The sequence below is a fragment of the Aminobacter sp. BA135 genome (assembly GCF_050859125.1).
Classification (GTDB): Bacteria; Pseudomonadota; Alphaproteobacteria; order Rhizobiales; family Rhizobiaceae; genus Aminobacter; species Aminobacter ciceronei.
Genome location: NZ_CP139574.1, coordinates 32,303 through 55,438, shown reverse-complemented (window position 1 = coordinate 55,438; position 23,136 = coordinate 32,303). Strand labels below are relative to the sequence as shown.

The 23,136-nt window shown below is 59.6% G+C and carries 21 protein-coding genes; 3 read left to right on the top strand and 18 right to left on the bottom strand.

The features are described from left to right. Window positions 1–32: 32 nt before the first annotated feature. From SLT36_RS30830 to SLT36_RS30805, 6 genes are all read right to left on the bottom strand, one after another. Window positions 33–1,064, bottom strand: a complete 1,032-nt coding sequence (locus tag SLT36_RS30830; RefSeq protein ID WP_246790290.1) for an ABC transporter ATP-binding protein — start codon at window positions 1,062–1,064, stop codon at window positions 33–35. A gap of 10 nt (window positions 1,065–1,074) precedes the next feature. Continuing rightward, window positions 1,075–2,124 (bottom strand): ABC transporter ATP-binding protein, encoded by a 1,050-nt coding sequence (locus tag SLT36_RS30825; protein ID WP_432289503.1) that lies wholly within the window; start codon window positions 2,122–2,124, stop codon window positions 1,075–1,077. 9 nt (window positions 2,125–2,133) lie between these two features. After that, window positions 2,134–3,033, bottom strand: a complete 900-nt coding sequence (locus SLT36_RS30820; RefSeq protein WP_432289501.1) for an ABC transporter permease — start codon at window positions 3,031–3,033, stop codon at window positions 2,134–2,136. Window positions 3,034–3,040: 7 nt separating this feature from the next. Then, a complete protein-coding gene (locus SLT36_RS30815; RefSeq protein ID WP_067969548.1) occupies window positions 3,041–3,994 on the bottom strand; it encodes an ABC transporter permease in 954 nt (317 codons plus the stop codon). A gap of 59 nt (window positions 3,995–4,053) precedes the next feature. Beyond that, entirely contained in the window at window positions 4,054–5,712 is a 1,659-nt protein-coding gene (locus SLT36_RS30810; RefSeq protein WP_432289499.1) for an ABC transporter substrate-binding protein, read from the bottom strand. A 301-nt stretch (window positions 5,713–6,013) separates the two neighbouring features. Beyond that, window positions 6,014–6,925, bottom strand: a complete 912-nt coding sequence (locus SLT36_RS30805; RefSeq protein ID WP_432289497.1) for an NAD(P)-dependent oxidoreductase — start codon at window positions 6,923–6,925, stop codon at window positions 6,014–6,016. A 139-nt stretch (window positions 6,926–7,064) separates the two neighbouring features. Here SLT36_RS30805 and SLT36_RS30800 point away from each other — a divergent pair, with 139 nt between their 5' ends. After that, on the top strand, window positions 7,065–8,411 hold the full coding sequence (locus tag SLT36_RS30800) for an MmgE/PrpD family protein (protein WP_432289495.1): 1,347 nt from the start codon (window positions 7,065–7,067) through the stop codon (window positions 8,409–8,411). A gap of 179 nt (window positions 8,412–8,590) precedes the next feature. On the opposite strand, the gene trbI is transcribed toward SLT36_RS30800, so the two are convergent. The 12 genes from trbI to SLT36_RS30740 all read right to left on the bottom strand — a co-directional run bounded on the left by trbI (window position 8,591) and on the right by SLT36_RS30740 (window position 19,920). Next, window positions 8,591–9,886, bottom strand: a complete 1,296-nt coding sequence (trbI, locus tag SLT36_RS30795; RefSeq protein WP_432289494.1) for an IncP-type conjugal transfer protein TrbI — start codon at window positions 9,884–9,886, stop codon at window positions 8,591–8,593. A gap of 12 nt (window positions 9,887–9,898) precedes the next feature. Further along, window positions 9,899–10,333, bottom strand: a complete 435-nt coding sequence (gene trbH, locus SLT36_RS30790) for a conjugal transfer protein TrbH (protein ID WP_432289492.1) — start codon at window positions 10,331–10,333, stop codon at window positions 9,899–9,901. A gap of 1 nt (window position 10,334) precedes the next feature. Then, window positions 10,335–11,183 (bottom strand): P-type conjugative transfer protein TrbG, encoded by an 849-nt coding sequence (trbG, locus tag SLT36_RS30785; RefSeq protein ID WP_432289491.1) that lies wholly within the window; start codon window positions 11,181–11,183, stop codon window positions 10,335–10,337. 17 nt (window positions 11,184–11,200) lie between these two features. Beyond that, complete coding sequence (locus tag SLT36_RS30780) at window positions 11,201–11,863, bottom strand: conjugal transfer protein TrbF (RefSeq protein WP_067969568.1); 663 nt, start codon at window positions 11,861–11,863, stop codon at window positions 11,201–11,203. Window positions 11,864–11,880: 17 nt separating this feature from the next. Further along, a complete protein-coding gene (gene trbL, locus SLT36_RS30775) occupies window positions 11,881–13,071 on the bottom strand; it encodes a P-type conjugative transfer protein TrbL (RefSeq protein WP_432289489.1) in 1,191 nt (396 codons plus the stop codon). Then, window positions 13,065–13,265 (bottom strand): entry exclusion protein TrbK, encoded by a 201-nt coding sequence (gene trbK, locus SLT36_RS30770; protein WP_432289670.1) that lies wholly within the window; start codon window positions 13,263–13,265, stop codon window positions 13,065–13,067. Before trbK ends, trbL begins: the two co-directional genes overlap by 7 nt. 8 nt (window positions 13,266–13,273) lie before the next feature. Continuing rightward, window positions 13,274–14,029, bottom strand: a complete 756-nt coding sequence (gene trbJ, locus SLT36_RS30765; RefSeq protein ID WP_432289487.1) for a P-type conjugative transfer protein TrbJ — start codon at window positions 14,027–14,029, stop codon at window positions 13,274–13,276. 25 nt (window positions 14,030–14,054) lie between these two features. Next, a complete protein-coding gene (locus SLT36_RS30760) occupies window positions 14,055–16,532 on the bottom strand; it encodes a conjugal transfer protein TrbE (protein WP_432289485.1) in 2,478 nt (825 codons plus the stop codon). Window positions 16,533–16,544: 12 nt separating this feature from the next. Further along, window positions 16,545–16,844, bottom strand: coding sequence for a conjugal transfer protein TrbD (locus SLT36_RS30755; RefSeq protein ID WP_432289483.1), 300 nt, complete (start codon window positions 16,842–16,844; stop codon window positions 16,545–16,547). Further along, a complete protein-coding gene (locus SLT36_RS30750) occupies window positions 16,837–17,214 on the bottom strand; it encodes a TrbC/VirB2 family protein (RefSeq protein WP_432289481.1) in 378 nt (125 codons plus the stop codon). Before SLT36_RS30750 ends, SLT36_RS30755 begins: the two co-directional genes overlap by 8 nt. Beyond that, on the bottom strand, window positions 17,204–18,175 hold the full coding sequence (gene trbB, locus SLT36_RS30745; RefSeq protein ID WP_432289669.1) for a P-type conjugative transfer ATPase TrbB: 972 nt from the start codon (window positions 18,173–18,175) through the stop codon (window positions 17,204–17,206). The genes SLT36_RS30750 and trbB overlap by 11 nt, the downstream gene beginning before the upstream one ends. Before the next feature lie 968 nt (window positions 18,176–19,143). After that, window positions 19,144–19,920: an IS481 family transposase gene (locus SLT36_RS30740; RefSeq protein WP_432289667.1), complete on the bottom strand. Its 777-nt coding sequence runs from the start codon at window positions 19,918–19,920 to the stop codon at window positions 19,144–19,146. A 111-nt stretch (window positions 19,921–20,031) separates the two neighbouring features. On the opposite strand from SLT36_RS30740, the gene SLT36_RS30735 reads away from it, so the two are divergent. Both SLT36_RS30735 and repA read left to right on the top strand, forming a co-directional pair. Further along, a complete protein-coding gene (locus SLT36_RS30735) occupies window positions 20,032–20,130 on the top strand; it encodes a hypothetical protein (protein WP_432289665.1) in 99 nt (32 codons plus the stop codon). 1,764 nt (window positions 20,131–21,894) lie between these two features. Beyond that, complete coding sequence (repA, locus tag SLT36_RS30730) at window positions 21,895–23,100, top strand: plasmid partitioning protein RepA (RefSeq protein ID WP_067969602.1); 1,206 nt, start codon at window positions 21,895–21,897, stop codon at window positions 23,098–23,100. The last annotated feature ends 36 nt before the right edge of the window (window positions 23,101–23,136 follow it).

The following is a 23,136-nucleotide window of genomic DNA, read 5'->3' as shown; positions in this document are numbered from 1 at the left end:
TCTGCTGCCTGGTTGTTCAGGCTGCAGGAACGTCAAGTGGTGGCAGCCCACCCTTCGTTCGGGTCGAGCCTGAAGCAGCGTGCAGTGTGCTGATCGCTCCCCGCCTGGAACGGCCACGGTACTGACGTGCCGCAGCTCTCCCGGACATAAGAACAGCGAGGCGCAAAGGCGCAACCAGATGGCAGATCCCGCAGATCCGGAGGAGTGCCAGGGATCGGATCAAGCCGTTTGCCACGCGTTGACCCATGTACGGTGGAGCGCAATAGGCCCTCCGTGTATGGATGGCTCGGTCTGTCCATCACTTCAGTGATCGGGCCATGCTCTACGAACCGGCCGGCGTACATGACCGCCACATCGTCTGCCACCTCGCAGGCGACGCCAAGATCATGGGTCACAAAAATAGTGGCCATGCCAAGCTCCTCCTGCAGCTTGCGCAGAAGCAGAAGAATCTGGATCTGCACAGTGGCATCGAGGGCCGTGGTCGGTTCGTCGGCCAAAAGAAGTTTTGGCCGACACGCAAGAGCAAGTGCGATCATCACGCGCTGGCGCAGTCCGCCGGAGAGCTCGTGCGGGTAGGCATCCAGCCGCCTCGCCGCGGATGGGACCTGTACAAGCTCCAGCAGCTCCAGGGCTCTTGCACGCGCCGCCTTTGCGGAGACACCATCATGGTAGGCCACAGACTCGGCGATCTGGTTGCCGACTGTGAACACTGGATCCAGTGCCGTCATGGGCTCCTGGAAAACCATCGACACCAGCCGGCCGCGCAGCTTCCGCAATTTTCTGGCCGGCACCGACAGCATGTCGTTCCCGTCGATGCTGATATTGCCTCGAAGCTCGGCATGCGAAGGCATCAGCCGCATCAGCGCGCGCATCGTAACACTCTTGCCGGAGCCCGACTCCCCAAGAAGGCAGAGGACCTTTCCCTCATTCAGCTTGAAACTCACACCATTGACGACTTGGACATCGAGATCGCGCGAAACAAATCGCACCCTCAAATCATCAACCTCGACAAGTGGCTTCTGCTCAACGAGCTGAAAGTTGTTGGCAGCCATACGCTCTAGCATCGACATCTCCTTACGCTGCCGCCGTTGCCAGGCTGTGGCCCGAGCCGGGCTGGTGTGCATGGCAGGCAACTTGATGGTCTCGACCACCAGACAGCAGCATCGGCTGCGTAGCAGCACATACCGTTTCCGCAATTGGACAGCGTGTGCGGAACCGGCAGCCCGAGGGTGGATTGATCGGATTGGGTGGATCACCGGCCAGCGGCGGTTCGCTCACCCGATGGCGCGGATCCATGGGCAAGCGAGAGGCGAGCAAGCCACGTGTGTAAGGGTGTTTTGGATCGCCATAGATTTGCGAAACCGGGCCCATTTCGATCGCCTGACCGAGATACATCACCATCACCCGGTCGCTGATGTACTGCACCACGTTCAGGTCATGGGAGATAAAGATGTAGGTGAGGTTCAGCCGCTCTTTCAGCTCGACAAGGAGGTTCAGAACCTGCGCTTCGACTGACTTGTCCAGGGCCGAAACCGCCTCATCCAGGATGACTATCCGAGGATTGAGCGCGAGCGCCCGAGCAACATTGACCCTTTGACGTTGACCACCAGAGAGCTCATGCGGATAGCGCTGCGCAAAGACTGCCGGGCGCAAGCCCACCATGTCCAGCACCTCGTGAGCCCGCTCCTGCGCCAAGGCACGTTTGACCCCGTTTGCCCTGAGCCCAAAGGCAATACTATCTTCGATGGTCAACCTGGGGTTCAAGGACGCATAGCTGTCTTGAAACACCATCTGGATCTGCTGACGCATTTCGCGCTCGCTCAGCCCGCCGGCGCCAACGGGCTGGCCATCGAGCGCCATTGCGCCTTCGTCGGGCTTCAACAGGCGAATGAGTACACGTGCGGTTGTGGACTTCCCGCAGCCGGACTCACCTACGATGCCGAGCGTTTCTCCCGCGGCGACATCAAAGGACACTCCATCCACACTCCTGACATAGGCCGATGGCCGTCCAAGCAGGCCGAACTGGATGGGAAAGTACTTCCGTAAACCCTGAACGCGAAGCAAAGGATTGGCTGCGGTGGGATTGGCGCCATCGACGTCATCTGAAATCAGACCGGTTCGCATCACTTTACCTCAAACCTTGACGTCCATAGCCGAACGCAGACCGTCACTGATCAGGTTGGCACACATCGAGGTGACGAAAATCATCACCCCGGGAAGCACGGCGTTCACCGGCGCGACGTAGATCGATTGCCGCAACGTGTTGAGCATAAGCCCCCACTCAGCCTCGGGCGGGACCACGCCCAGGCCCAGAAAGCTCAAACCCGAGCCCAGCACGATCGAAACACTAATCAGACTGGACGCAAAGATGAGGATGGGGCCGACGACGTTGCTCAACACGTGAGTTACGACGATCCTAAAGGTCGATGCTCCTGTTGCGCGGGCTGCCTCAACGAAATCCTGGGCCCTGACCTGGGTTGTCGCACTTTCGGCCACGCGCGCGATCGGGGGAATGAAGACAAGTGTCAACGCAACCAGACTGTTGGCGAGACCGGCCCCCAGTACACCGGAAATCGCTACGGCCAGAAGCACTGAAGGGAAAGCGTAGAAGACGTCGATAAGGCGCATGATGGTCATGTTCAGCCCGCCGCCAGCGTAACCGGCGACTATGCCGAGAAACCCGCCGATGCCAGTTGCCAGGACGACCGGCGTGAAGCCCATGAACAGCGACATCCGCCCGCCATAGACAATGCGCGTCAGCAGGTCGCGACCCAGTTCGTCCGTGCCGAGCAGGTGGCCTTGGCTGCCGGGTGGCAAGAGCCTCTTTGCGATGCTGGTTGCGAATGGATCATGGGAGGTGATGAGGGGCGCAAGGATCGCAGCGACGGCGATCACCAGGAGGATCGCGCTGCACCCGATCGTCGTCGGATCGCGCATGAGACGGCGGCGGACTGCATACCAGAAGCTGCGCGACACCTGTTGTGACACCGCGGTCGATGGCGAGGCTGCCTCGCTAATTATGCTGGGTGACATGGGGCGCTCACTTGCGTCTAATTCGAGGATCAAGAAGGGTCTGCATCAGATCGACGACGAGATTGACGAAGACGAAGAACATGGCGAGCACCAAGATGGTGCCCTGGAGTACGGGCAGGTCACGCGTGAAGATTGCAGAGTTGAGCAAAAAGCCGGTTCCTGGCCACGAAAACACCGTTTCAACCAAGATGGATCCACCCATCAGATATGCGATCTGCAACCCGACGACGGCAAGCACTGCAGGGGCCGAGTTCTTGGCGATGTGCATGAAGACGCGGCTTGGCGGCAGCCCCTTGGCATAAAGGGTCTGCACAAAATCCTGTTTTCGAACGTCGGCAACAGTTGCGCGCACCGAACGTGAGATGATGCCGGCAGGAATGACCGACAAGGAAATCGCCGGCAGGATCAGATATTTGATGCTTTCCCAGTTGAGGGCAAAACCTTCCGAGCCGCGCGGTCCCATTCCCATGGCGGGCAGTGCGCCGAAATTGACGGCAAAAATCACGACCAGCACCATGCCCAACCAATAATTGGGAATGCTGATGCCGGCCACGGCCAGGGCCGTAACGCTGCGATCAACGAAAATGCCGTCGGCATAGCCGGCAACGATGCCGAGCAGCAGGCCGACCACAACACCGATCAGGACGGCTGCGACCGACAGTATGAGCGTGTTGGCGACCGCTGGCATGATTTCGGCGAGCACCGGCCGCCGCGTCATGATCGAATGTCCAAAATCGCCTGTGGCCACCCTGCCGAGCCAGGTGAAATACTGCACAGGCAAAGGCTGATCGAAGCCGTAGGCTGCCTTCAGGTCGCGCACCACCTCTTCGCTCGCGCCCTCTGGAATTACGGCACTCAGCGGGTCGCCAGGAGCAAGATGGATCAGGGAAAAGCAGACGATCGACACTCCGACGGCAATTGGGATTGCGTAGAGAATGCGTCGTAAGATGTAAGTAAGCACCGGTGTTCTCCTCGAAATTGAGACCGGCCCCAGTCTGGGACCGGCCCTCTTCTTTCGAATTATTCGACGACGACAGGCGTCAGATCCTGAAGCCAGCTCTGCGCCTGAACGAAGCCTTTGACGTTCGGCGCAAGCGCACGCGGATTGAGATCATGAACGGCCCATACCCACATGGCCTGGTCCACGACATGTGCGTGCAGTTCGGCGAGGATCTTGTCCTGTTCTGCTGCGTCAAAGGCGTTTCTCGCCGCACTGACCAACTCATCCGCCTTGGCGTCGGTGAACTTACCCCAATTGTAGCCGGTTGGCGGCGTTTCGGAAGAAGCGGCGGTCTTGAGCAGTGCAATGTCCGGATCCCAGAATGCCCAGCTGTTGTTGACGCCGTCGCGCCCCTTGTTTTCGGGAGCAAAGGCACCGGCGCGCCGCCGGCCGCGCAGCGTCTCCCAGTCAAGAACTTCAAACTCCAGGTCGATGCCTACCGCCCGATAGTTCTCCTTGATCAGTTCATTCATCGCAATCGGCTGCATTTGACCGGACCCTGAAGGCGCGATGATGATTTTCAGCTTTGCAGGTTTGTCGGGGCCATATCCGGCCTCTGCCAGAAGCTTTTTGGCCTCGTCCGGATCGTATCGGAGCTTGAACGTTGGATTGCCGAACCATGGATGGCCCTCATTGACCATGCCTTTTGCCGGAATGGCCAGGCCGCCAAGGAGCGCAACCATGCCATCGCGGTCAATTGCAAGGTTCGCTGCCTGCCTGACCCTGACATCGTGGAAAGCCGAGTCCTCCATGGTGCTGATTTCATAACACCAGACATGCGGATAGGCGTTTGTCACGATCTGCATTCCCGCCCCCTGCAGACGCGGAATGGCATCAGGTGGCGGCGCCTCCACGAAGTCGACCTGACCGGCCAAGAGTGCGGCAACACGCGTATTCGCGTCAGGCATGGGCAAAAGAACAAGCCGGTCAGACTTCGGACGGCGCGCCTCATCCCAATAATTCTGATTGCCCTTTAGCTCGATGCGCTCCCGGGGCACCAGCTTGTCGACCACCCACGGCCCGGTGCCAGATGGTTGCGATGCAAACTTGTTCCAGTCCCCGCCCACCTCCTCCCAACGTTTCGGGCTCGAAAAAAAGAGGTTCACAAGACTGTAGGGAAAGGCGGCGTCGGGTTTCTTCGACCTGATCTGTACGGTGTTGTCGTCAACCTTGCTCCAGGAGCTGATGCTGCCGTAATACTGCGATGCCTGCACCGACTGTGCCTGGTCGAACTGCGGGGCATCCTTCTTCATCAGCTTGTCGAAGTTCCAGACAACGGCATCGGCATTAAATTCCGAACCATCATGGAACGTCACGCCCTTGCGCAGCTTGAGCGTCCATAGTGTCTTGTCATTTGCGTCAACCGACCAGCTTTCAGCCAATCCGGCTCGCAGGGTCGCAGCTTTCTCACCGCTCGAAAGATCCCAGGCGATCAGGGAATCGTAGATGGTGGTCCCGATGAAGCGAATACCTTCGGTGCCTTGGCTGGGCTGGCCAGTTGTCAGGGGAATGTCGCTTACGGTCATGGCGACACGAAGCACCTTCTCGCCTTCGCCCGCCAGGGCCTGCCCCTTCCACGTCATCGTCAACCCGGCAACTGCTGCGAGAGCTCCTGCAAGGACGTCGCGGCGGCTTGGCGCGAGCGCAGAGTTTTGCGCTTTTGGTTCTTGAGACGACATTTGGTTCCTCCTCCTTTTCGTCTATGAGACAGTCGTAGCAAGCGGCGTGCCAAATTGGAGAACGCCGTTGCAACGCGCCCTCCCCAAGCACGCTTCATGTTCAAGATGGCGCAGAAACCCATTGGATTCGGAGCTTACGCTCCGAAAAATCGCAGGACGGGCGGCCACAAGGGCTTCATTGCCGGATTTATCCGGGTCGAGCGATGGCGGTCGCATGGAGCAACTATGCGGGTGGCGTCCGTCAAGCCGCCACCCGCCTGGGGCCGGTGTCGCTGCGAAGGACAGATTGTCCGTGTTGCGGTCACCTCGGCTTCCTGTCACCAGGGCTCATCTGGACGCCCGACCAGCCTTCGAACATTCTGGCGATCGTCGTGAAGTCTTCATCGGCATGATCCCGCTGCCAGGTCCGCCAAAGCTGGAAAATATGGCTGGCGATCGGGGAAGGAACATCCAGTTCGTCTGCCATTTCGAGGAACAGCGACAGGTCCTTATGCGTCGTATGGTGCGTAGAGCCATAGTTGAATGTGCGTGGCAGGATCGCCATTGGGAACTTGAGCTCCGTCGCCGAGTTCTTGCCAGATCCAGCATTGACCACCTGCACAAGCGTTTCCACGTCGAGCCCGGCCTTTGCCCCCACAACCATGGCCTCGCAAGTTGCGGCAAGAGCCGTGTAGTTCAACATGTTGTTGATCAATTTCGCCTGCTGGGCCTGACCGGGGCTTTCTCCTACAACGTAGATGCGCGATCCGACGGCCGAAAGCGCCGGCCGGGCGAGCTCTATGGATGAGACCTTTCCTGAAGCTATGATGGTCAATGTCCCATCGCGCGCCTTGGGCACTCCCCCGGTTACGGGCGCATCGACAAATCCTACGCCAGCGTGGCCCAGCGCCTGCGCCAATTTGCGCGATAGATCAGGCCCCGACGTTGCCAGGTCAACCACGCAGTCTGGCCGCCCGCCCGAAAGTATGCCTTTTTCGCCAAGATAGACTGCCTCGGTCGCCTGATTGTCGGTCAGACAGGTCAGGACGATTTTTGATCGCGCAGCAGCTTCGGCGGCAGTGTCGGCCCAGTTTGCTCCGGCAGCAATGAGCCCTTCGGCGCGTGCCCTGCTCCTTGAGTTAACCGTCACTTCGAACCCGGATGCTAATAATCGTGCGGCCATGGGCGCGCCCATGGCGCCCGTTCCGATGAATGCAATGGATGCTTTTGTCATGTCGCCTCTCATGATGGTCCCGGAACATCCCCAGCAAGTTCCAGGCCACTCGACTTGAAAGGGTGTTGGCCTGAAACTTGCTGGCCTTGCCCAGTAGCGAGTTGCCCTGATCAAGAACCAGCATGGAACGGAACGCAAGATGGACGATACCGCAATCACCGACATCCTGGCACGACAGGTGGCGGCTTCAACATTCGATGGCTTGCCGCCGGAAATTCGCCATGAGGTGAAACGCTCCATCCTGAACTTTTTCGGGACGGCAATAAGTGGTTCAGACGCACCGGCGCTCGCAGTGTTCCTGTCGACATTGCCACACTCGCCGACGGTAGGCCCGGCCACCATCATCGGCCGGAGTTTGCGCAGCGATGTCCTTGCCGCGAGCTTCTTGAATGCCGCCAGCGCCAATGTTGCCGACTTCGACGACACCCACGTTCCGACCGTCATCCATCCGACCGCCCCAATCGCCCCGCCGCTCTTTGCGCTGGCAGAACAAAGGCAGATGAGCGGAGCGGAATTTATTCTCGCCTTTGTATTGGGCGTGGAGGTCGCCTGCCGCATCGGCAACGCCATTTCACCACATCATTATCGGAAGGGCTGGCATATTACCGCAACATGCGGGGTGATTGGGGCGGCCGCTGCAGCAAGTGTGGCAATGAGACTGGACCATATCCAGACACGCCACGCTCTTGCAATCGCCGCTACCCAGGCGTCCGGCCTTGTGGAGTGCCTCGGCACAGGGGCAAAGAGCGTGTGCATCGGAAATGCCAGCCGCGGCGGCCTGTGGAGCGCAATGCTGGCGCAAGCCGGGCTGGATGGGCCATATCGTGCCCTTGAAGGCGACAATGGCTACCTCGCCGTCCTTGGGAACGGCGCCCAAGGCCAGTCTATCGTCAGTGGCTGGGGCAACAGCTGGCAGCTGGCGCAAAACGCCTACAAACCCTATCCGACCGGGGTGGTGGTCAACCCTGTCATCGACGCGTGCCTGGAGCTCTATCGGCGTCATGGAACAAAACCACGAGACATCGGCCTGGTCACGGTACATGGAAACCCGCTTCTTCTCTTGCGCGCCGATCGGCCTGAGCCCAGGTCTGCCAGTGATGCTCAGTTGAGTGCCCAGCACGCTGCCGCAATAGGCCTGTCATTCGGGGAAATGCCGCTATGGCTGTTTTCCGAAGCCGGTCTGAGAGATGAAGACATCGCGGCGTTACGCCGGAAGGTGCGTCTTCACGCGGATCCGAACTTGGATGTGGAGGCGGCGCGGGTCGTCATCAAAACCGTGTCGGGCACGGAATACGAGCAGGTTACGACGGCCGCGCGTGGGGGGACGGCCAATCCTCTTTCCGACGGCGAACTGGAGGAGAAGTTTCAACACCTGACCCAAGGCAGACTCTCGAAAGAGGCAAAGAGAACGATGGTCAAACACATCTGGGAGATGGAGGAGCTCGACGACATCGCCGGTTTGTTGGCGCTAGCGACACCAACCTAGCCGCGCAGACACCGCTTCGGCTCCCTTGTCTCAAGACATCGAAAGGGGCAATGGCGTTCAGCATGCGCATGGCGCCAGCGGGCTGCCGGCCCTTGGGAGTGTGCGCCGGAGAAGTCTGATCCGGATACTCGATGTGAGAACAGAGGGTGAGGCACCAAACCGCCGCGCATCCCGTCGTCTCAGCCGCGATAATCACTTGGAAAGACAATGTCCTGGTCGACGAGAACGTTAAACTTGTAGCCGGGTCGGATCTCGAGTGTCGGTTGGACGTCGAGGTTCTTGCTGATGGTACGCTCTGCCACGCGCCCGAAGGTCTCAGCGAAGTTCCGCCGGGCAGCGTCGGACGCGCTGTCGTGGTTAGCGCGCGTGGACGATTTCGGGACGGCCATGTCGATGCCTGTCCCAATGATCGCGAGCAGGATCGCCGAGCCGAATGTCTTGAAGTAGTGGTTGTCAACCTTGTCCCTGAAGCCGCCATTGCCTTGCGCGTCGGTGCCAGCCATGCCGTCGATCTGCAAAGTCGCCCCATTCGGAAAGACGATATCGGTCCAGATCACCAGTACGCGCGATTGGCCGAATGAAACCTCGGCATCGTAACGGCCAAAGAGCTTGGTGCCCTGCGGAATGAGCAGACGATGACCGGTGGCGCTGTCATAGACGTTCTGACTGACCTGGGCGGTGATGCGGCCGGGCAAGTCCGAATTGATGCCGGTAATCAGCGTCGCCGGTATTACCGAACCGCGTTTCAGCTCATAGGGCGATTGCTGCGGCACGAGCTTGTTTGGCAGGTAGCCAAGTTCCCTCATGTCGGCGTTGAAAAAGTCTGCCTTGGCGCGCTGGCCATTCGGATCGTGGTTCTGCCCCCCGATGCCTGCCCTAAGTGCGGCAGCATAGAAATTGGTAGTCGAGGGAGCGGTTGCGGATGCATTTGCGGGACCGCTTGGCTGCTCTTCCTCCGTGGGTTGTTCCAGCTTGTTTAGGCTGATGGTGAGCGGCGAGTCGTAGGCGGCATCATTGGCCTGCATGCGCGCCATCTTCTGGCGATGGCGCTCGCGAATGTATTGTTCGCGCTGCTCGCGCTCGAGACGGGCCTTCCAGACCGTCTCGGCTTCGCCCTGCTCGACATGTTGCTCTTCGCCTTGTGCTCGGTGTTCGAAAGGATCGTCGGCCACTTTCTGCGTCTCCGCTGGTCCCGCCGGCACAGGTTGGAGCACGACTGCTTCTATCGGCTCACCGATGATGCCGTCCGACACGCCCCGTTTCAGCTGGTCGGCATATGTCGACGCCGAATTGCTCGAGGCTGGGTCAATGCCCTCGTTGCCCCGAAAGAACAGCCCGCGCGACGTCAGACCAAAGATGATCAGGGCGAAGACCAGCATCACAAGCACGGCTGCGATGACGACCGGCAAGCGGTTGACGCGGCGGATACCGCTCTCCTCGTTTGGCGCACCGCCAAGCTTCAAGGATTGAACCATGCTTCCCCTCCCCTAGCCGCGGCGCATGACCGAGAGCGGACTTGCAGGAGATGCACCCGACATCGTCGTTCGGTATGCACGTCCGAGTTCAACCGTGCTGGTCGACATGCGCACCAGTACCTGCCCCTCGTGGCTGTCGACGACATAGGCAAGCGCAATCTCTTTCTGGCCGTCCGTTTTCTGGTCCGTGGCGACAGCATATCCCCAACTTTTCAGTGATGCTTCAAGCGCCTGTCCGAAGGGCGAGCTGTCAGGTTTCATGATGATAGTGCCGTTGGCCGGACCTATCTGCTCGGCAAGCTTGGTCACCATGTCGCCCGCAATGGCGCTGGCAACGGGTCCTGAAATCTCAGGCGGCGCTGAACTGGCCACCAAGCCGTCGCTGGTGGACGTCTGACAACCGGCAACTGCGCACGACAGAAGCAGAACGGTAAAGGTGCGGCGCATCCTAACGCCCTCGCCTGATGGTGATCTTTTCCTGTTTCCAGCCGACGCCCGAGACAAGGACGGCGCGCTCGACATGATAGTCAACAACCATCATGTCGGCTTTCATCCGATAGTTGACGACGCGGTTCTCACCCCCTGAGACGACGAACAGTACTGGTGCATCCTGCCCGGAGACCGATCGCGGAAACTGGATGTAGGTCTTGGTTCCGTCGGAATAGACTCGCGTCGGACGCCAGCGCGCATTGCCGGAGATGGAGTAGGCAAAGTTCAACTGCTCGGCTGGAACACCGGCGCCCGGAATGATGCTCGCCTCGAGGCGCGCGTTCATGTCGGCAAGTTTCGCACTCACATCTTCTGGATACTCAAATCCGATACGCGCCATATATTGGTGCTCATGCGACTTGAGCTGGATGTGATAGGTTCGTCGCGAGGTTGTCACCACCATCGACGTTACAAGATCTGGTTCGGACGGCTTTACGATCAGGTGGATCGCCTGCCCGCCGATGGCGCCCGAGGTCGCTGGCTCAACCTTCCAGCGCACCGTATCGCCGACCAATACGTCACGCACCGCTTCGCCTGCCTGAAGCTCGATGTCGCATACCTGCAGCGGCGAACAGACGACGGAGGGCTGGATCTCGCCATATAGAAAGACCACCTTGCCGTCGGCGCCCTTGGTGACGAGGCCTTTCTTTCCGCGCCATTGCCCCGAAATTCCGGTCCTCTTTTGCTCGTTGGCACTCATGCCCTCGGCATAAGCTTTCGGAAGGAAGACTGGAGCGGCGGCGAGCGCAGCGACAAGCGTGGCTATGATGGGGAGGGTTGCACCGACGGGTTTGGTGGCAATGATCATGAGTGGGCCTGTGCCTTTCATAGCTGCGCGGTCCAATCGAAGTCGCGGAGGTAGAGACCGATAGGGTTGAGCCGAATGACGCCCTCATCCTGTGGTGGGGTCAGCGTGACGGTTGCGATACCGCGGAAGCGGCGCACGGCCGTCTCCTTGCCCTTGCGGTCGCGTTCGAACTCGGTCCAGTCGAGCTGGAACGACTGCGGTGAGAGAGCAACGATGTTGTTGACCTCGATGGCAACGGTGGCGGTCCTGGCCTTGTCGAAGGGCGAACTCGAGCGGAACCACGCATTGACCTTCTCGGTCGCGGGGTCTGACGTCCTCAAGAGCGCGTAAGTACGGTCGATGTACTGTTTCTGCACGACCGCATCGGGGGTCACGCTACGGAAATTGGAGACGAAGCTGCCTAGGGCGGCGCGGACGACACGTGTGTCGGCATATTCGATCTGCTGCGGGTAGCCCGCATGTGCCGAGGTTCCAAGCTTGTCGACTTCAACGATGTAGGGGATCAGTTTGACTTGAGTGCTCTGGAACAGCGCATAGGCGAACCCGATCACCGCCATGAGCATTCCCGTGATGCCGACGATACGCCAGCCGGCGGCCGCCTTCACATATGAGCCATAGCGCTCGTTCCATTCCTGGCGTGCTGCGAGATAGGGATTTTCGGGCGGTTTGCGCTCGGCCATGAGGGGTTCTTTCCGGGCTAGTTCTTCTCATCGAGCGGCTGTGGTGCAGGGATGGTCCTGCCGGATGGCCGGCCTTGGTCGAGTTTGGCGTTGGCGAGCCCGAGCAGAGACCCGGCATGGGCTCCCGGTGCTGCAATTGCTTTTTCCTTGGCCGCTGATGCCGCAGCCCATCCGGCACTACCGATCCCGGATGCCATGCCGCGCATGGCTGCTCCGGCCATGGAGGCGCCGCCCGCCCGGGCCGCACTTGCCGCCGTAGCGCCGCTCGCTGCGGCACCTGCGCCAAGAAAGGCACCACCAGCGGCGAAAGTCGCCGCGTGCCCACCATGACGTATCGCTTCCATGCCGCCGGAAACGGAAACGCCTTGCACAACACCCTGAAGGATGGCGGGGACGTACATGGCGATGATGAACACCACGACGGCTATTCCGGCGATGGCCAGCGTGGTGACAAACTGTTCTGACTTTGCCGTCGGTGCTTCTGCCAGGCCGATCAGCACTTCCGAGCCGATCCGGGCGATCATCACCAGCGCCATGAGCTTCATCCCGACCGAGAAGGCATAGATGAGGTAGCGGACGGCAAAATCCTTGGTGAAGGACGACCCGCCAAGGCCGAGCATGATCATGCCGGCGAGAAGGCCTACATACATCTCGACGAGGACCGCGACGAAGATCGCCGCGACCAGGCTGAAACAGACGACCACCACGACCATTGCGAAGACGGCCGCTATCGCCAGCGCATTGTCTTCGAACAGGCCGAATTTTGCCTGTTCAGACATCTTCGAGGCGACGCGGATGCCGGCGTCGAAGATGTTGGCGGGTGACGCCGATCCGCCACTGGCGCCGATCTGAAACAGGCTGTCGACGACCGCTCTTGCGAAGCTCGGGCCCTGATCGAGAATGAATGCGAACAGGCCGATGAACATGATCCGGCGCACGAGCTCCGCAAACCAGCTGTCGAGCGAGGCTGTGTTGATCGCAAGCCAGACCGCTGCAATCGCAACCTCGATGCCGGCGAGGATCCAGAATAGCGAACGGGCGGCATTCATGACCGTTGTTTGCCAACCCCGCGCGGCCGTCACGACCTGGTTCTCCAGGGTCGTCAGTACAGATCCTTGTTGCGCGAGCGCAGGTGCGCAGGCAATGAGGAGTGCACCGATCACCGCGAAAGCGAGTTGAGGCCTGCCGACTTGCTTGACGGTTACCATCGCGGCCTCATCTCCTGGCCGCCGCGCACGTTCCGATCGGGATCTCCGCCGAAGAACCTTTCGGCATGCTCCCTGCGTGCCCTTTCCGAGATGGGTGCGGGTGCCTCATCCACCGGTGAGGGTTGCTGCAGCATCCAGAGGGCGCTGCCTGCGCAGACGCTGATTGCGATGCCGATCGATATTCCAATGAGCATGGAAGCGTTCACCAGCGCGGCTCCATCATTTGGCCGCCCCGCACATTGGGCAGCGGCGAATTGAAGAAGCTCTCGCGCCGTGCTTGGGCGAGGTCCTTGTCCGCCTGTCTGGACTGGAACCAGGTCCCCATCATTGTGGTCTGTTGCGAGACCAGCCCGCGCAGCTTCTGGAATTGCGCTACCTGCTGGGCCGCTATCTGGTGGCCGACCTGAAGCGCTTTCATCTGGCCGTCCGATGTCTCCGACATGGCGCGGAGAGAGCTCATTGTCGCTTCCTCGGAGGTGAACTGGTCAGCCGTAAGCCCTGCCGCCTTCAGCGTACCAGCGATGGTGTCGCGGTTCGTGTTCGACCAGGTCTGGTAGTTGTCGGAAAATGTCTGGCCATCGGCGAGGCCGGTCTTGAAATCGGCAAAGCTCTGGAAGCGCTGCTTCAGCACATCATCGATGTTTCCCATCGAGAACGCGATGCCCTGTCCCTGCCCGACGATGGACTGCAGCTTCCGAAGGTCGCCTTCGACCTGTCCCCACATATGCTTTGGAAGCCGGGCGGTGTTTTGGAGAAGGTTGTTGTAGATGTTGAGCTGGTTCTGGATTTGCTCGGCCAATTGCGTGATCTGCTTGACCTGGTTGTTGACCTGATCGGCCGACTTGCCGACGAGCGCGATCAACTCGGCATTGTTGGCGAGCTGTGTCCATTCGGTCGCCTGGCCCGTTACGCCGCCGGCATGACCTGTGACCGGCGCTATCATGGTGACACTGAACATGACCGCGGTACCGGCCATTTGCAGACTATGTGGATGGAAAAAATGCCGCGGCATGGGCAATTCCTCTCATTTCGAGCCAATAGATCGGCCAGTCCGCGCCGTGTTCGCGCTTCAGGGCCAGAATGCGTTTGAGGTCGTCCTTGCCAGTGGCACCGACGAAGGACAGGGCGACCGGTCCCAGCGACATGTCGAACAGTCGCCGGCCCTCCGGCGAGGCGACGTAATATTCACGTTTGGGAACTGCCGTTGCGACGATTTCGATCTGGCGTTCGTTAAAGCCGATACGCTGGTAAAACTCACGCGTGCCTGCCTCGCGCGCAGCCCCATTAGGCAGGCAGATCTTCGTGGGACAGGATTCCTTCAGCACATCGATGATGCCGGAGCGCTCGGCATCGGAAATCGACTGGGTGGCGAGCACCACGGCGCAATTGGCCTTGCGCAGCACCTTCAGCCATTCCCTGATCTTGTCGCGAAATGTCGGGTGACCCAGCATCAGCCATGCCTCGTCGAGGACGATCAGGCTCGGTACGCCAGTCAAGCGTTTCTCAATCCTGCGGAAGAGGTAGGTGAGTACGGGCACGAGATTGCGCTCGCCCATATTCATCAACTCCTCGATCTCGAAGGTCTGCAGCGAGCCGAGCGACAGGCCATCGCTTTCGGCGTCAAGCAGTTGCCCCATCGGGCCGTCGACGGTGAAGTGGTGGAGAGCCTCCTTGATTTCGCGCATCTGAACGCCGGAGACGAAGTCAGAGAGTGAGCGTCCACGGGCATCCGTCAAAAGCGCGACTTGTCTTGAGATCGCGTTGCGGTGATCGGGTGTGATCGAAATGCCTTGCAGCGCTACGAGCGTCTCGATCCATTCGGACGCAAAGGCCCTATCAGCGTCGGTGGCGAGGTCCGAAAGCGGACAGAAGGCGAGCGCCGAAACTGAACTTGCCCCCTCCCCTGTTGAAACATCGCTGTCGGCCCCGATCTCGTAGTGGTCGCCGCCGGCGGCCAGTGTGAGCGGCAGCATCGACCGGCCCTTGTCGAAGGCGAAGATCTGGGCTCCGGGATAGCGCCGGAACTGGGCCACAATCAGCGCCAGTAGCGTCGACTTGCCCGATCCGGTCGGCCCGAAGATGAGGGTGTGGCCGACATCTTCGACATGCAGGTTCAGCCGAAACGGTGTCGAGCCCGACGCAACCTGCATCAGTGGTGGAGAGGCCGGCGGATAAAAAGGGCAAGGGGCTATAGGACTGCCGGACCAGACCGAATTCAGCGGAATGAGATCGGAAAGGTTACGTGTGTGGATCAGCGGCTCGCGAACATTGGCGTACCAGTTGCCGGGCAGCGAACCCAGGAATGCCTCGGTCGCATTCAGCGTCTCGATTCTCGCCCCGAAGCCCTCAGCCTGGATCAGACGACGCACGGCCTCACAGTTCTCGCGTAGACGAGTGCTGCTTTCGTCAAATAGCACGATGACAGGCGTGTAGTAACCATAGGCGACAAGCTGCGAGGAGGCTTGTGCGATCGCATCCTCCGTCTCCGCCACCATCGTCATGGCGTCCTGGTCGATCGAGCGCGACTGCGTCTGGAACAGCTGGTCGAAAAAGGGCCGGACCTTCTGCTGCCACTTCTTGCGGGTGCGTTCGAGCTTTTGGCGGGCTTCCTGGTCATCGAGGAACATGAAGCGCGACGACCAGCGATAGGTCAGCGGCATCAGGTCAAGCGAGTTCAGGATGCCAGGCCAGCTTTCGGCTGGCAGCCCGTCGATCGCAACAACGCCAAGAAAGCGGCTTTCGACGATCGGCGTCAGGCCGTGCTGGAGCTCTGCCGTCACCAGCCAGTCGAGATACATCGGGATGTCTGGCAGGCGCACAGGATGGTTTTCTCCCGTGATGCAAAAGCGGATGAACTGGAACAGTTCATCGTAATGTGCGGTCAGAAAACCGCCGCGCTCCTCGGCCGATCGCGTTTCCATTCGCCTGATGGACAAGACGTTGGCGAGATATTGCTCGACTTCGCGGATCGCGGTCTGAAACGTTTCAAGCACCTTGTCGGCATAGGTTGCGGCACGGCTCTCCGGGTCCGAATAGAGATAGCGGGTCAACCCCGATCGTTGCCTCGTCGGAGGATGATAGGTCAGGATCAGCGCATGCCGGCTCTCATAGTGCCCCTTCTCCCGCTCGAAATGCGCACGTCGCTCAGCGTCGATGGCACGCGTGACGGGATCGGGAAAATGGCACTCCGCAGTTGCAGGATAAGCTATGGTCGGCAATCGCACGGCCTCGACCTGGACCATCCAGCCCGAGCCAAGGCGCGAAAGGATGGCGTTGATCTGACGCGAAATCTCGTTGCGCTCGGCATCGGTCGAGCTCTCCGAATCCGGGCCTGCGAAGTACCAGCCTGCCATCAGGCTCCCGTCCTTAAGCAGGATGACGCCATTGGCGATCAGTCCCGCATACGGAACAAGATCAGCAAAGGACGGGCCGGAATGACGAAAGGGGCGAAGTGCGGCCATGGTTCATCACCCTCAGTAGCGGTGCCAGGGCGTAGAGGTGGGCCGGTAGTGCGACCGATAGCAGATGTGTCTGATATAGACGCGGCGCATCATCGGGTCGGCCTTTGCCATCATTCGAAGTGCGGCAACCACCCCGATCCACACGGCGATCCCAAACACAGCCGAATGGAGCGTCAGCACCACGAAGATCAAGATCGCTGCAGCAAGACCGGTGACGAGGACCAGTTCCCGGTCCGCCCCCATCAGCAGGTTTGGACGCGACAGAGCACGATGGATGCGGTTGCGCTGGAGATTGGACCGTATGTCAGTCATGGTCCCCCTCCCTTGTCTCGGAAGAAGCAGCGGAGGCGTCGACATCGCCGATGGAGGCGCCTGTTGCACCGAATAGCGCGACGATTTGAGTGGCGCCGAGCAGAATGCCCGCAACCAGCACCACATACATGAGCCTGCGCGCGAAATCGTTGAGCTCGCCGCCAAAAATCAGCATGCCGCCAGCAACAGCAACAGCGGCTAGCGCGATGAAGCCCGCTACAGGTCCGGTGATTGACTGCTGGATTCGTTGCAGCGGGCCTTCCCACGGCAAGCCACCTCCGGAGCTGGCGAGGGCCGGGTCGACCAGGATAAGTGAAAGAGACAGCGCGAAAGCGCCGATGACGAAAACGGTGTGACGGTCATGCGACATGGCGCTGGTCCTCGATATGAGCGTAAATCTCTGTTTGGTACTGAGTGCCGGCGAAACGCTCGACAAGGATGACATCTCGTACCCGTCGACCTTTCGGCGTTCGCTCGATGGACACGACGAGATCGACCGCTTCTCCAATCACCTCACGCATCGGCTGCTGGCTGACCTCGGCGGTCAGTTGTTCGAGGCGTCGTAGCGCCGACATCGCCGTATTGGAGTGGATCGTTGTTACGCCGCCGGGATGGCCGGTGTTCCAGGCTTTCAGGAGCGTCAGGGCAGCACCATCTCTGACCTCGCCGACAATTATGCGATCAGGTCTCATCCGCATCGTGCTTCTGAGCAGACGGGCCATATCGATTGTGTCGCTGGTATGCAGAGCCACCGCATTCTCTGCGGCACATTGGATCTCCGCCGTGTCCTCAAGAATGAGCAACCTATCCTGCGGCGACGTTTCGACGATCTCGGCGATGACCGTATTGGCAAGAGTCGTTTTGCCCGAACCCGTTCCACCAGAGATGACGATGTTCAGCCTGGAAGTGATTGCATCGCGGATCACGGATGCCTGCTTCACTGTCATGATGTTGAAGGACACGTAGTCGACAAGTGGGATCAACCGCGAAGCGCGCCGGCGGATAGTGAATGTCGGGGCCGAGACAACCGGCGGCAGCAATCCTTCGAAACGATGCCCGTCGATCGGCAGTTCACCAGAAATGATCGGGCGGCCCTCATCGGCCTCTGAGTGAAGCGCGTGCGCCACGCTTCCGATGACGATCTCGGCCGTGGCGGCATTCATCTCTCCGGCTAGCGAAATGCCACTTCCAAGCCGTTCGATGAAAACCCGTCCGTCGGGGTTCAGCATGATCTCAACGACAGATGCGTCCACGAGAGCCTCGCAGAGCTCCTGGCCAAGTGCATCCCGCAGCTTGCGTATGAGACGCGGGTGGGAGCGAAGTTGCGCCATGTCGGCCATCTCATGCCGCTTGGCGAAAGATGGCGGTGGCATTGGCTTGGGTTGATCCGGGCGTGACAGGCCAGGAGACCAAGGATTTGAAACGACCTGCCCTTCCAACTCGGTGGTCGTTGAAACGTTCTCGCGCCCGCGCAGTGCGGTTGCACGATGTGAGGAGATTTCCCTGGTCGGGTTTACCTGCCCTACCCGCACTCAGCCGCTTGTCAGCGCCCGAACGTGAGCTTCCGATCAGCAAATCATGGAATGCCGATTGCTCCAACTCGCCGAAGCATCGTCTTCCCGAACGACGATCATTCGCAAGTAATCGGCTCGCAGGCTTTTTAGTATAAAGAAGTATTATTCTCCAAGTCGCCATTCTCAGCCCTCACCCTTTGGATGGCTGCGAAGTCATCACGGATTCTGTCGCTTGGTGAGTGTAGAATTCTACAGTTGGCTGCGATGGCCAACCGGCTGCTTCGACAATAGACAGCAGACCGCTCCGTTAACTTTTCATTAACGAAACCCTTGCTCTTGGCGCAATTTTAGTTTTCACTAATTTGCTGAGGGAGGTTCAGAGGTGGGAGTGACGAATGAAATTCCAGAATGTTCGGGACCAACTGAGGGTCGTCGGGATATTGATCAGCAAGCGGGGATGCGAACTACGGGTCAATCATTTTGGGGGAAGTCCCGAAACCGCATTTTTCACTTCGAACTTGGATGAGGCGCTAACGGCTGGTCTCTCGATGGCGAGGCCAAAGCATCTGCCGAAGCACTGGTGCTCGCAACGCTAGCACTCGGCTAAGGAAAATCCGTTACCACTCTGCCTCTGGGGAGTCGGCTTCGTTATTTGAGGCAGAATACCCAATTCTGAGACTAGGCACTGGCTTAAATGCCGCTGGAGTGGCGACGCCCCAGCTCCTCGGAATTTAGTACATCGTCCTGGGCCAGTTTTGCCGATGTCGCTAGCAATTTCGCGCGCCCTAGCTGTCGTTTCCAAGAAGGTTGTTCAGTCTTTGGAACGGGCTGATGCCGCCAAGGGCGGAATGTGGGCGTTCCAGGTTGTAGTTAGCTGCCCAGTGGTGGATGGCTTTGGCGCGTTCGTTCGATGAGGCGTATGGCCTTGCATAGGCCCATTCGCGCAGCGAAGTCTGGATGAAGCGCTCGGCCTTGCCGTTGGTGCGCGGGGTGTAGGGTCTTGTGCGGATGTGTCGGGCACCGGCACCTTGGAGCGCCTGGGCGAACAGTTTGGAGCGATAAGCCGAGCCGTTGTCGGTCATCACCCGCTCAACCCTGGCGCCCAGCCTGGCATACCAGGCCAGTGCCCGGTTGAGGAAACCGGTGGCATCTTCCCGGCCCAGGCTTGGCAGCAGTTCGACATAGGCGAGGCGCGAGGCATCGTCGATGGCGACATGCAGGTGTTCGTAGCCGATACCTCGGGCGCGATGATGGCCCTGGTGCTGGCCCGTGATCCGGTGGCCAACGCCGTCGATGCGGCCCAGGGTCTTGATGTCGATGTGGACCAGTTCGCCCGGCCGCTGCCGTTCGTAGCGCAGCACCGGGGGCCGGGGATCAAGCCAGGCCAGCCGGTTCAGTCCCAGCCGGCGCAGCACCAGGCCCACCGTCGAGCGCGCCAGGCCCAAGGACCGGGCAATCGCCGGCCCCGTCATGCGCTGGCGGCGCAACTGCTCGATCTGAGACACCTGCATGGCTGCCAGCCGATGCCGGCAGCGGTGCGGCGCTGAACTGCGATCGTGCAGAACCCGGTCGCCGGCCCGGTAGCGGCCTCGACGTCATCTTTTGCCAGAAGCAGGGTGACGCGTTCGGTCCACCATATCGGCGCTTTTGAAATCGGCGGAACTTTTGCCCTGATGAGACAGCACGGCACACGCTTCACGGAGGCTGAGATCAAAGGGAGGCCTTGTAAGGGCTCGCCGTTTACCCATTGCCCGGAGGTTTGCCCGAACTGATAGTCTTTCTCACCGAGCTTGGGCCGGACGCACTGTCGATCCAGGGTGGGACAAGCAAGAGTATCTATCTCCTAACTAGGCACGTTCGACAGACGCATCGTAGGGATACAGGGAAGCGCCGAGGAAACCGCAGCCGTGGCTAGGTGGCTCAGGGCGACGTATAAGAAAGCCCCTGAGTGCCTCGAAGATATCGCAACGCAGGTCGAGAAGCTCCGTCAACTTTGTCATCGGTCGAGCACATCCCCCCCAAAAAAACCAAGTGAACAGTTTCCGACGCGCTGCTTGCTTGCCGTTTCCACCTTCCCAAGAAGGAAGGAGCGACGGACACGCTGTGTCTTGGGCGCTCAACTGCGGAACGACGTCGAGGCCGCCTTCGACGCCTCGGGAAGGTCCGTCATCGGATGCGCCACAGCTCCGGCCGACTGCAATGGGTTGGTGTTGCGGTTTAGAGCTGGTCGCCTGTTCAATGTGGAAGGGCTGGCGTGAAGCTAAGGTGCCTAGCGGCAGCGACGAATGTTCGCAATGACGTCATTGCGGCAAGCGCGTCAATCTAAGCGAGAAGCGATGTTAGGCGTCGATCGGCTGAGTTGTCCGCGGACAACTCTTGAACTAGCGGTCGCCGGCATGCGAGCGGACTGCGCTGATCGGGATCGCATAGCGGCGTTGTCCGCGGACAACTTTTGAAGCGGGTTCGAATGAGGCTTCGGCTTGGCGCTGAAATGCGCCGTAGTCGTCGGCTGCCTACGCGCAGCGGTCATTGTTTTTCTGGTTGAAGGGCTAAGTTGTCCGCGGACAACTTTTGAACTGAGGGTCGATTGGTGGCTTTGACCGAGGGCCGAAGTGCCCCGCGCATTCGTCGGCTGTCTATGCGCAGCGGTCATTACCTGGTTGAAGGGCAAAAAGTTGTCCGCGGACAACTTTTCAGACGCGACCGACAAGTGTGCCGACGCGTTTCATGAGTTTGGGATCGACCTTGGCATCACCGATCCTTGCGGCTTTGGTAGCTCTCTTTAGCGAACTGCGCGTCCGGGTCGTTGACTGGTGAGCTCAGGTCAGGTCAGGCAAACCTATCGCGACGCTACCGCTGGCTGTCGAAGGCCTTCCGGATCTTGAGCGCGGTGGTGCAGTAGGGTTGGACAATACCTCGCCGTGGCTCCGCTGCCTGCGGAATGGATTGTCAGCCTGTGCTGCTGCAGTCCCTAACGTCTCTCAAAAGCGCCCCTACCTCCAAGGATGCACAGAAGCACCGTAGCGGCCACGTCGCCACCGCGGCCGGTTGCGGGCTGGCGAGCACAACGCGACCGACCCGACCGAGCTCTGGGCGTCATTGTCGGATCCTTCGTCCCTGATCTGCTCGTCAGGTCTCGTTAAGCGAGGGAAAGGGGCATCTCGTGCGCGTCTTTGTTGGCCTGCGACGGTAGCGAGGATGGAGGCGTCGGTAGGCGAGCGCAATATCTCTGCATTCATCGAAAACGCGGGGTCGAGGAATTGTCGAATTTGACAGCCGTGCAGAACGCGCATTTTTCCGATAAAAACAATGGCTTACGAAGCGTATGGACGTGCCGCCAGCAATCCATGGTCGGCCGACATGCCTCAATGGCGGTGTGGGAGCTGGATGTGTTCAAGCCGTATCAAACCGAGCCTTCGATCGGGCGTTAATCTGCTGTTAACTAAAAAATTCTTGCCGGAAGGAGAGAATCAAGCATTAATCACGCTTGAAAAGCAAATCGCTTGAGAAAAGCGTTATTCCGGAAGTCGGCGACTATGAATTTGGTACCCAACCACGACGTCGAGTTCGACTTTGATGAGGAGATTCTCGAACAAGGGGAACTCATCTCAGACAAACTCAACATGCTCCGTCTGGAGCAATATCCCCCAAATGCCTTGAAAGGGCTACGGCAGTTTTCGTCGGTTGAAGTCGCGGACTTTATCGGTGTCACTCAGAACCATATCAAGAAGCTTCACCTGGAAGGGAAGGGGCCTGCGCCTGAGGTTTCCCCGTCTGGCCGCCGCTCCTATACGGCGCAGCAGATGCTCGAACTGAGGCAATACCTCGACAAGCATGGCCGCACCGACTTCAAGCGTTATGTTCCGCATCGCCGTCAGGGTGAGGCGCTGCAGGTCATCTCCGTCGTCAATTTCAAAGGTGGCAGCGGAAAGACTACGACCGCAGCACATCTAGCGCAGCATCTGGCTCTCACCGGACATCGCGTGCTTGCCGTCGATCTTGACCCCCAGGCCTCTCTGTCAGCTCTCCATGGCATACAGCCAGAACTCGACAAGAACCCGTCTCTCTATGAGGCGCTTCGCTATGACGGCGAACGGAAGTCAATCAAGGACGTGATCCGGCCGACCAACTTCCCTGGGCTCGATATCGTGCCCGCGAACCTCGAGCTGCAAGAATACGAATACGAAACACCGCTGGCTGCGACCAGCAAGAACTCCACTGAAGGCAAGCTGTTCTTCACCCGGATCTCCAATGCCCTCAAGGAGGTCGACGATCGGTATGACGTGGTGGTCATCGATTGCCCGCCGCAGCTGGGCTATCTCACGCTGACGGCACTGACGGCTTCGACGTCAGTGCTCATCACCGTCCATCCGCAGATGCTCGACATCATGTCGATGAGCCAGTTTCTGCTGATGCTCGGAGGCATCTTACAGTCCATCAAGGGGGCAGGGGCAGGGGTCAAGCTGAAGTGGTTCCGCTACCTCGTCACGCGCTACGAACCGACCGATGGACCACAGGCTCAGATGGTCGGGTTTCTGCAGGCACTGTTTAACAAACGGATGCTCAAGAACCAGATGCTGAAATCCACCGCCATCTCGGATGCGGGCATAACCAAGCAGACATTGTACGAAGTAGAGAAGAGCCAGTTTACGCGTTCGACCTACGACCGGGCAATGGAAAGCCTCAACCTGGTGAACTCTGAAATCACCGGGCTCGTCCACCAGGCATGGGGACGCAGATGACAATTTTGACAGCCGTGCAGAACGCCGTTTTTCTGC

Bases quoted from the DNA above. Each gene is read 5' to 3' on its own strand.
- SLT36_RS30825 (WP_432289503.1), bottom strand. From the start codon at position 2,124: ATGCGAACCGGTCTGATTTCAGATGACGTCGATGGCGCCAATCCCACC.
- SLT36_RS30800 (WP_432289495.1), top strand. From the start codon at position 7,065: ATGGACGATACCGCAATCACCGACATCCTGGCACGACAGGTGGCGGCT.
- SLT36_RS30780 (WP_067969568.1), bottom strand. From the start codon at position 11,863: ATGGCCGAGCGCAAACCGCCCGAAAATCCCTATCTCGCAGCACGCCAG.
- SLT36_RS30735 (WP_432289665.1), top strand. From the start codon at position 20,032: ATGAGACAGCACGGCACACGCTTCACGGAGGCTGAGATCAAAGGGAGG.
- trbK (WP_432289670.1), bottom strand. From the start codon at position 13,265: ATGCTCATTGGAATATCGATCGGCATCGCAATCAGCGTCTGCGCAGGC.
- SLT36_RS30820 (WP_432289501.1), bottom strand. From the start codon at position 3,033: ATGTCACCCAGCATAATTAGCGAGGCAGCCTCGCCATCGACCGCGGTG.
- trbL (WP_432289489.1), bottom strand. From the start codon at position 13,071: ATGGTAACCGTCAAGCAAGTCGGCAGGCCTCAACTCGCTTTCGCGGTG.
- SLT36_RS30750 (WP_432289481.1), bottom strand. From the start codon at position 17,214: ATGTCGCATGACCGTCACACCGTTTTCGTCATCGGCGCTTTCGCGCTG.
- SLT36_RS30760 (WP_432289485.1), bottom strand. From the start codon at position 16,532: ATGGCCGCACTTCGCCCCTTTCGTCATTCCGGCCCGTCCTTTGCTGAT.
- SLT36_RS30830 (WP_246790290.1), bottom strand. From the start codon at position 1,064: ATGCTAGAGCGTATGGCTGCCAACAACTTTCAGCTCGTTGAGCAGAAG.
- repA (WP_067969602.1), top strand. From the start codon at position 21,895: ATGAATTTGGTACCCAACCACGACGTCGAGTTCGACTTTGATGAGGAG.
- trbB (WP_432289669.1), bottom strand. From the start codon at position 18,175: ATGGCGCAACTTCGCTCCCACCCGCGTCTCATACGCAAGCTGCGGGAT.
- SLT36_RS30810 (WP_432289499.1), bottom strand. From the start codon at position 5,712: ATGTCGTCTCAAGAACCAAAAGCGCAAAACTCTGCGCTCGCGCCAAGC.
- trbH (WP_432289492.1), bottom strand. From the start codon at position 10,333: ATGCGCCGCACCTTTACCGTTCTGCTTCTGTCGTGCGCAGTTGCCGGT.
- SLT36_RS30755 (WP_432289483.1), bottom strand. From the start codon at position 16,844: ATGACTGACATACGGTCCAATCTCCAGCGCAACCGCATCCATCGTGCT.
- trbI (WP_432289494.1), bottom strand. From the start codon at position 9,886: ATGGTTCAATCCTTGAAGCTTGGCGGTGCGCCAAACGAGGAGAGCGGT.
- trbG (WP_432289491.1), bottom strand. From the start codon at position 11,183: ATGATCATTGCCACCAAACCCGTCGGTGCAACCCTCCCCATCATAGCC.
- SLT36_RS30805 (WP_432289497.1), bottom strand. From the start codon at position 6,925: ATGACAAAAGCATCCATTGCATTCATCGGAACGGGCGCCATGGGCGCG.
- trbJ (WP_432289487.1), bottom strand. From the start codon at position 14,029: ATGTTCAGTGTCACCATGATAGCGCCGGTCACAGGTCATGCCGGCGGC.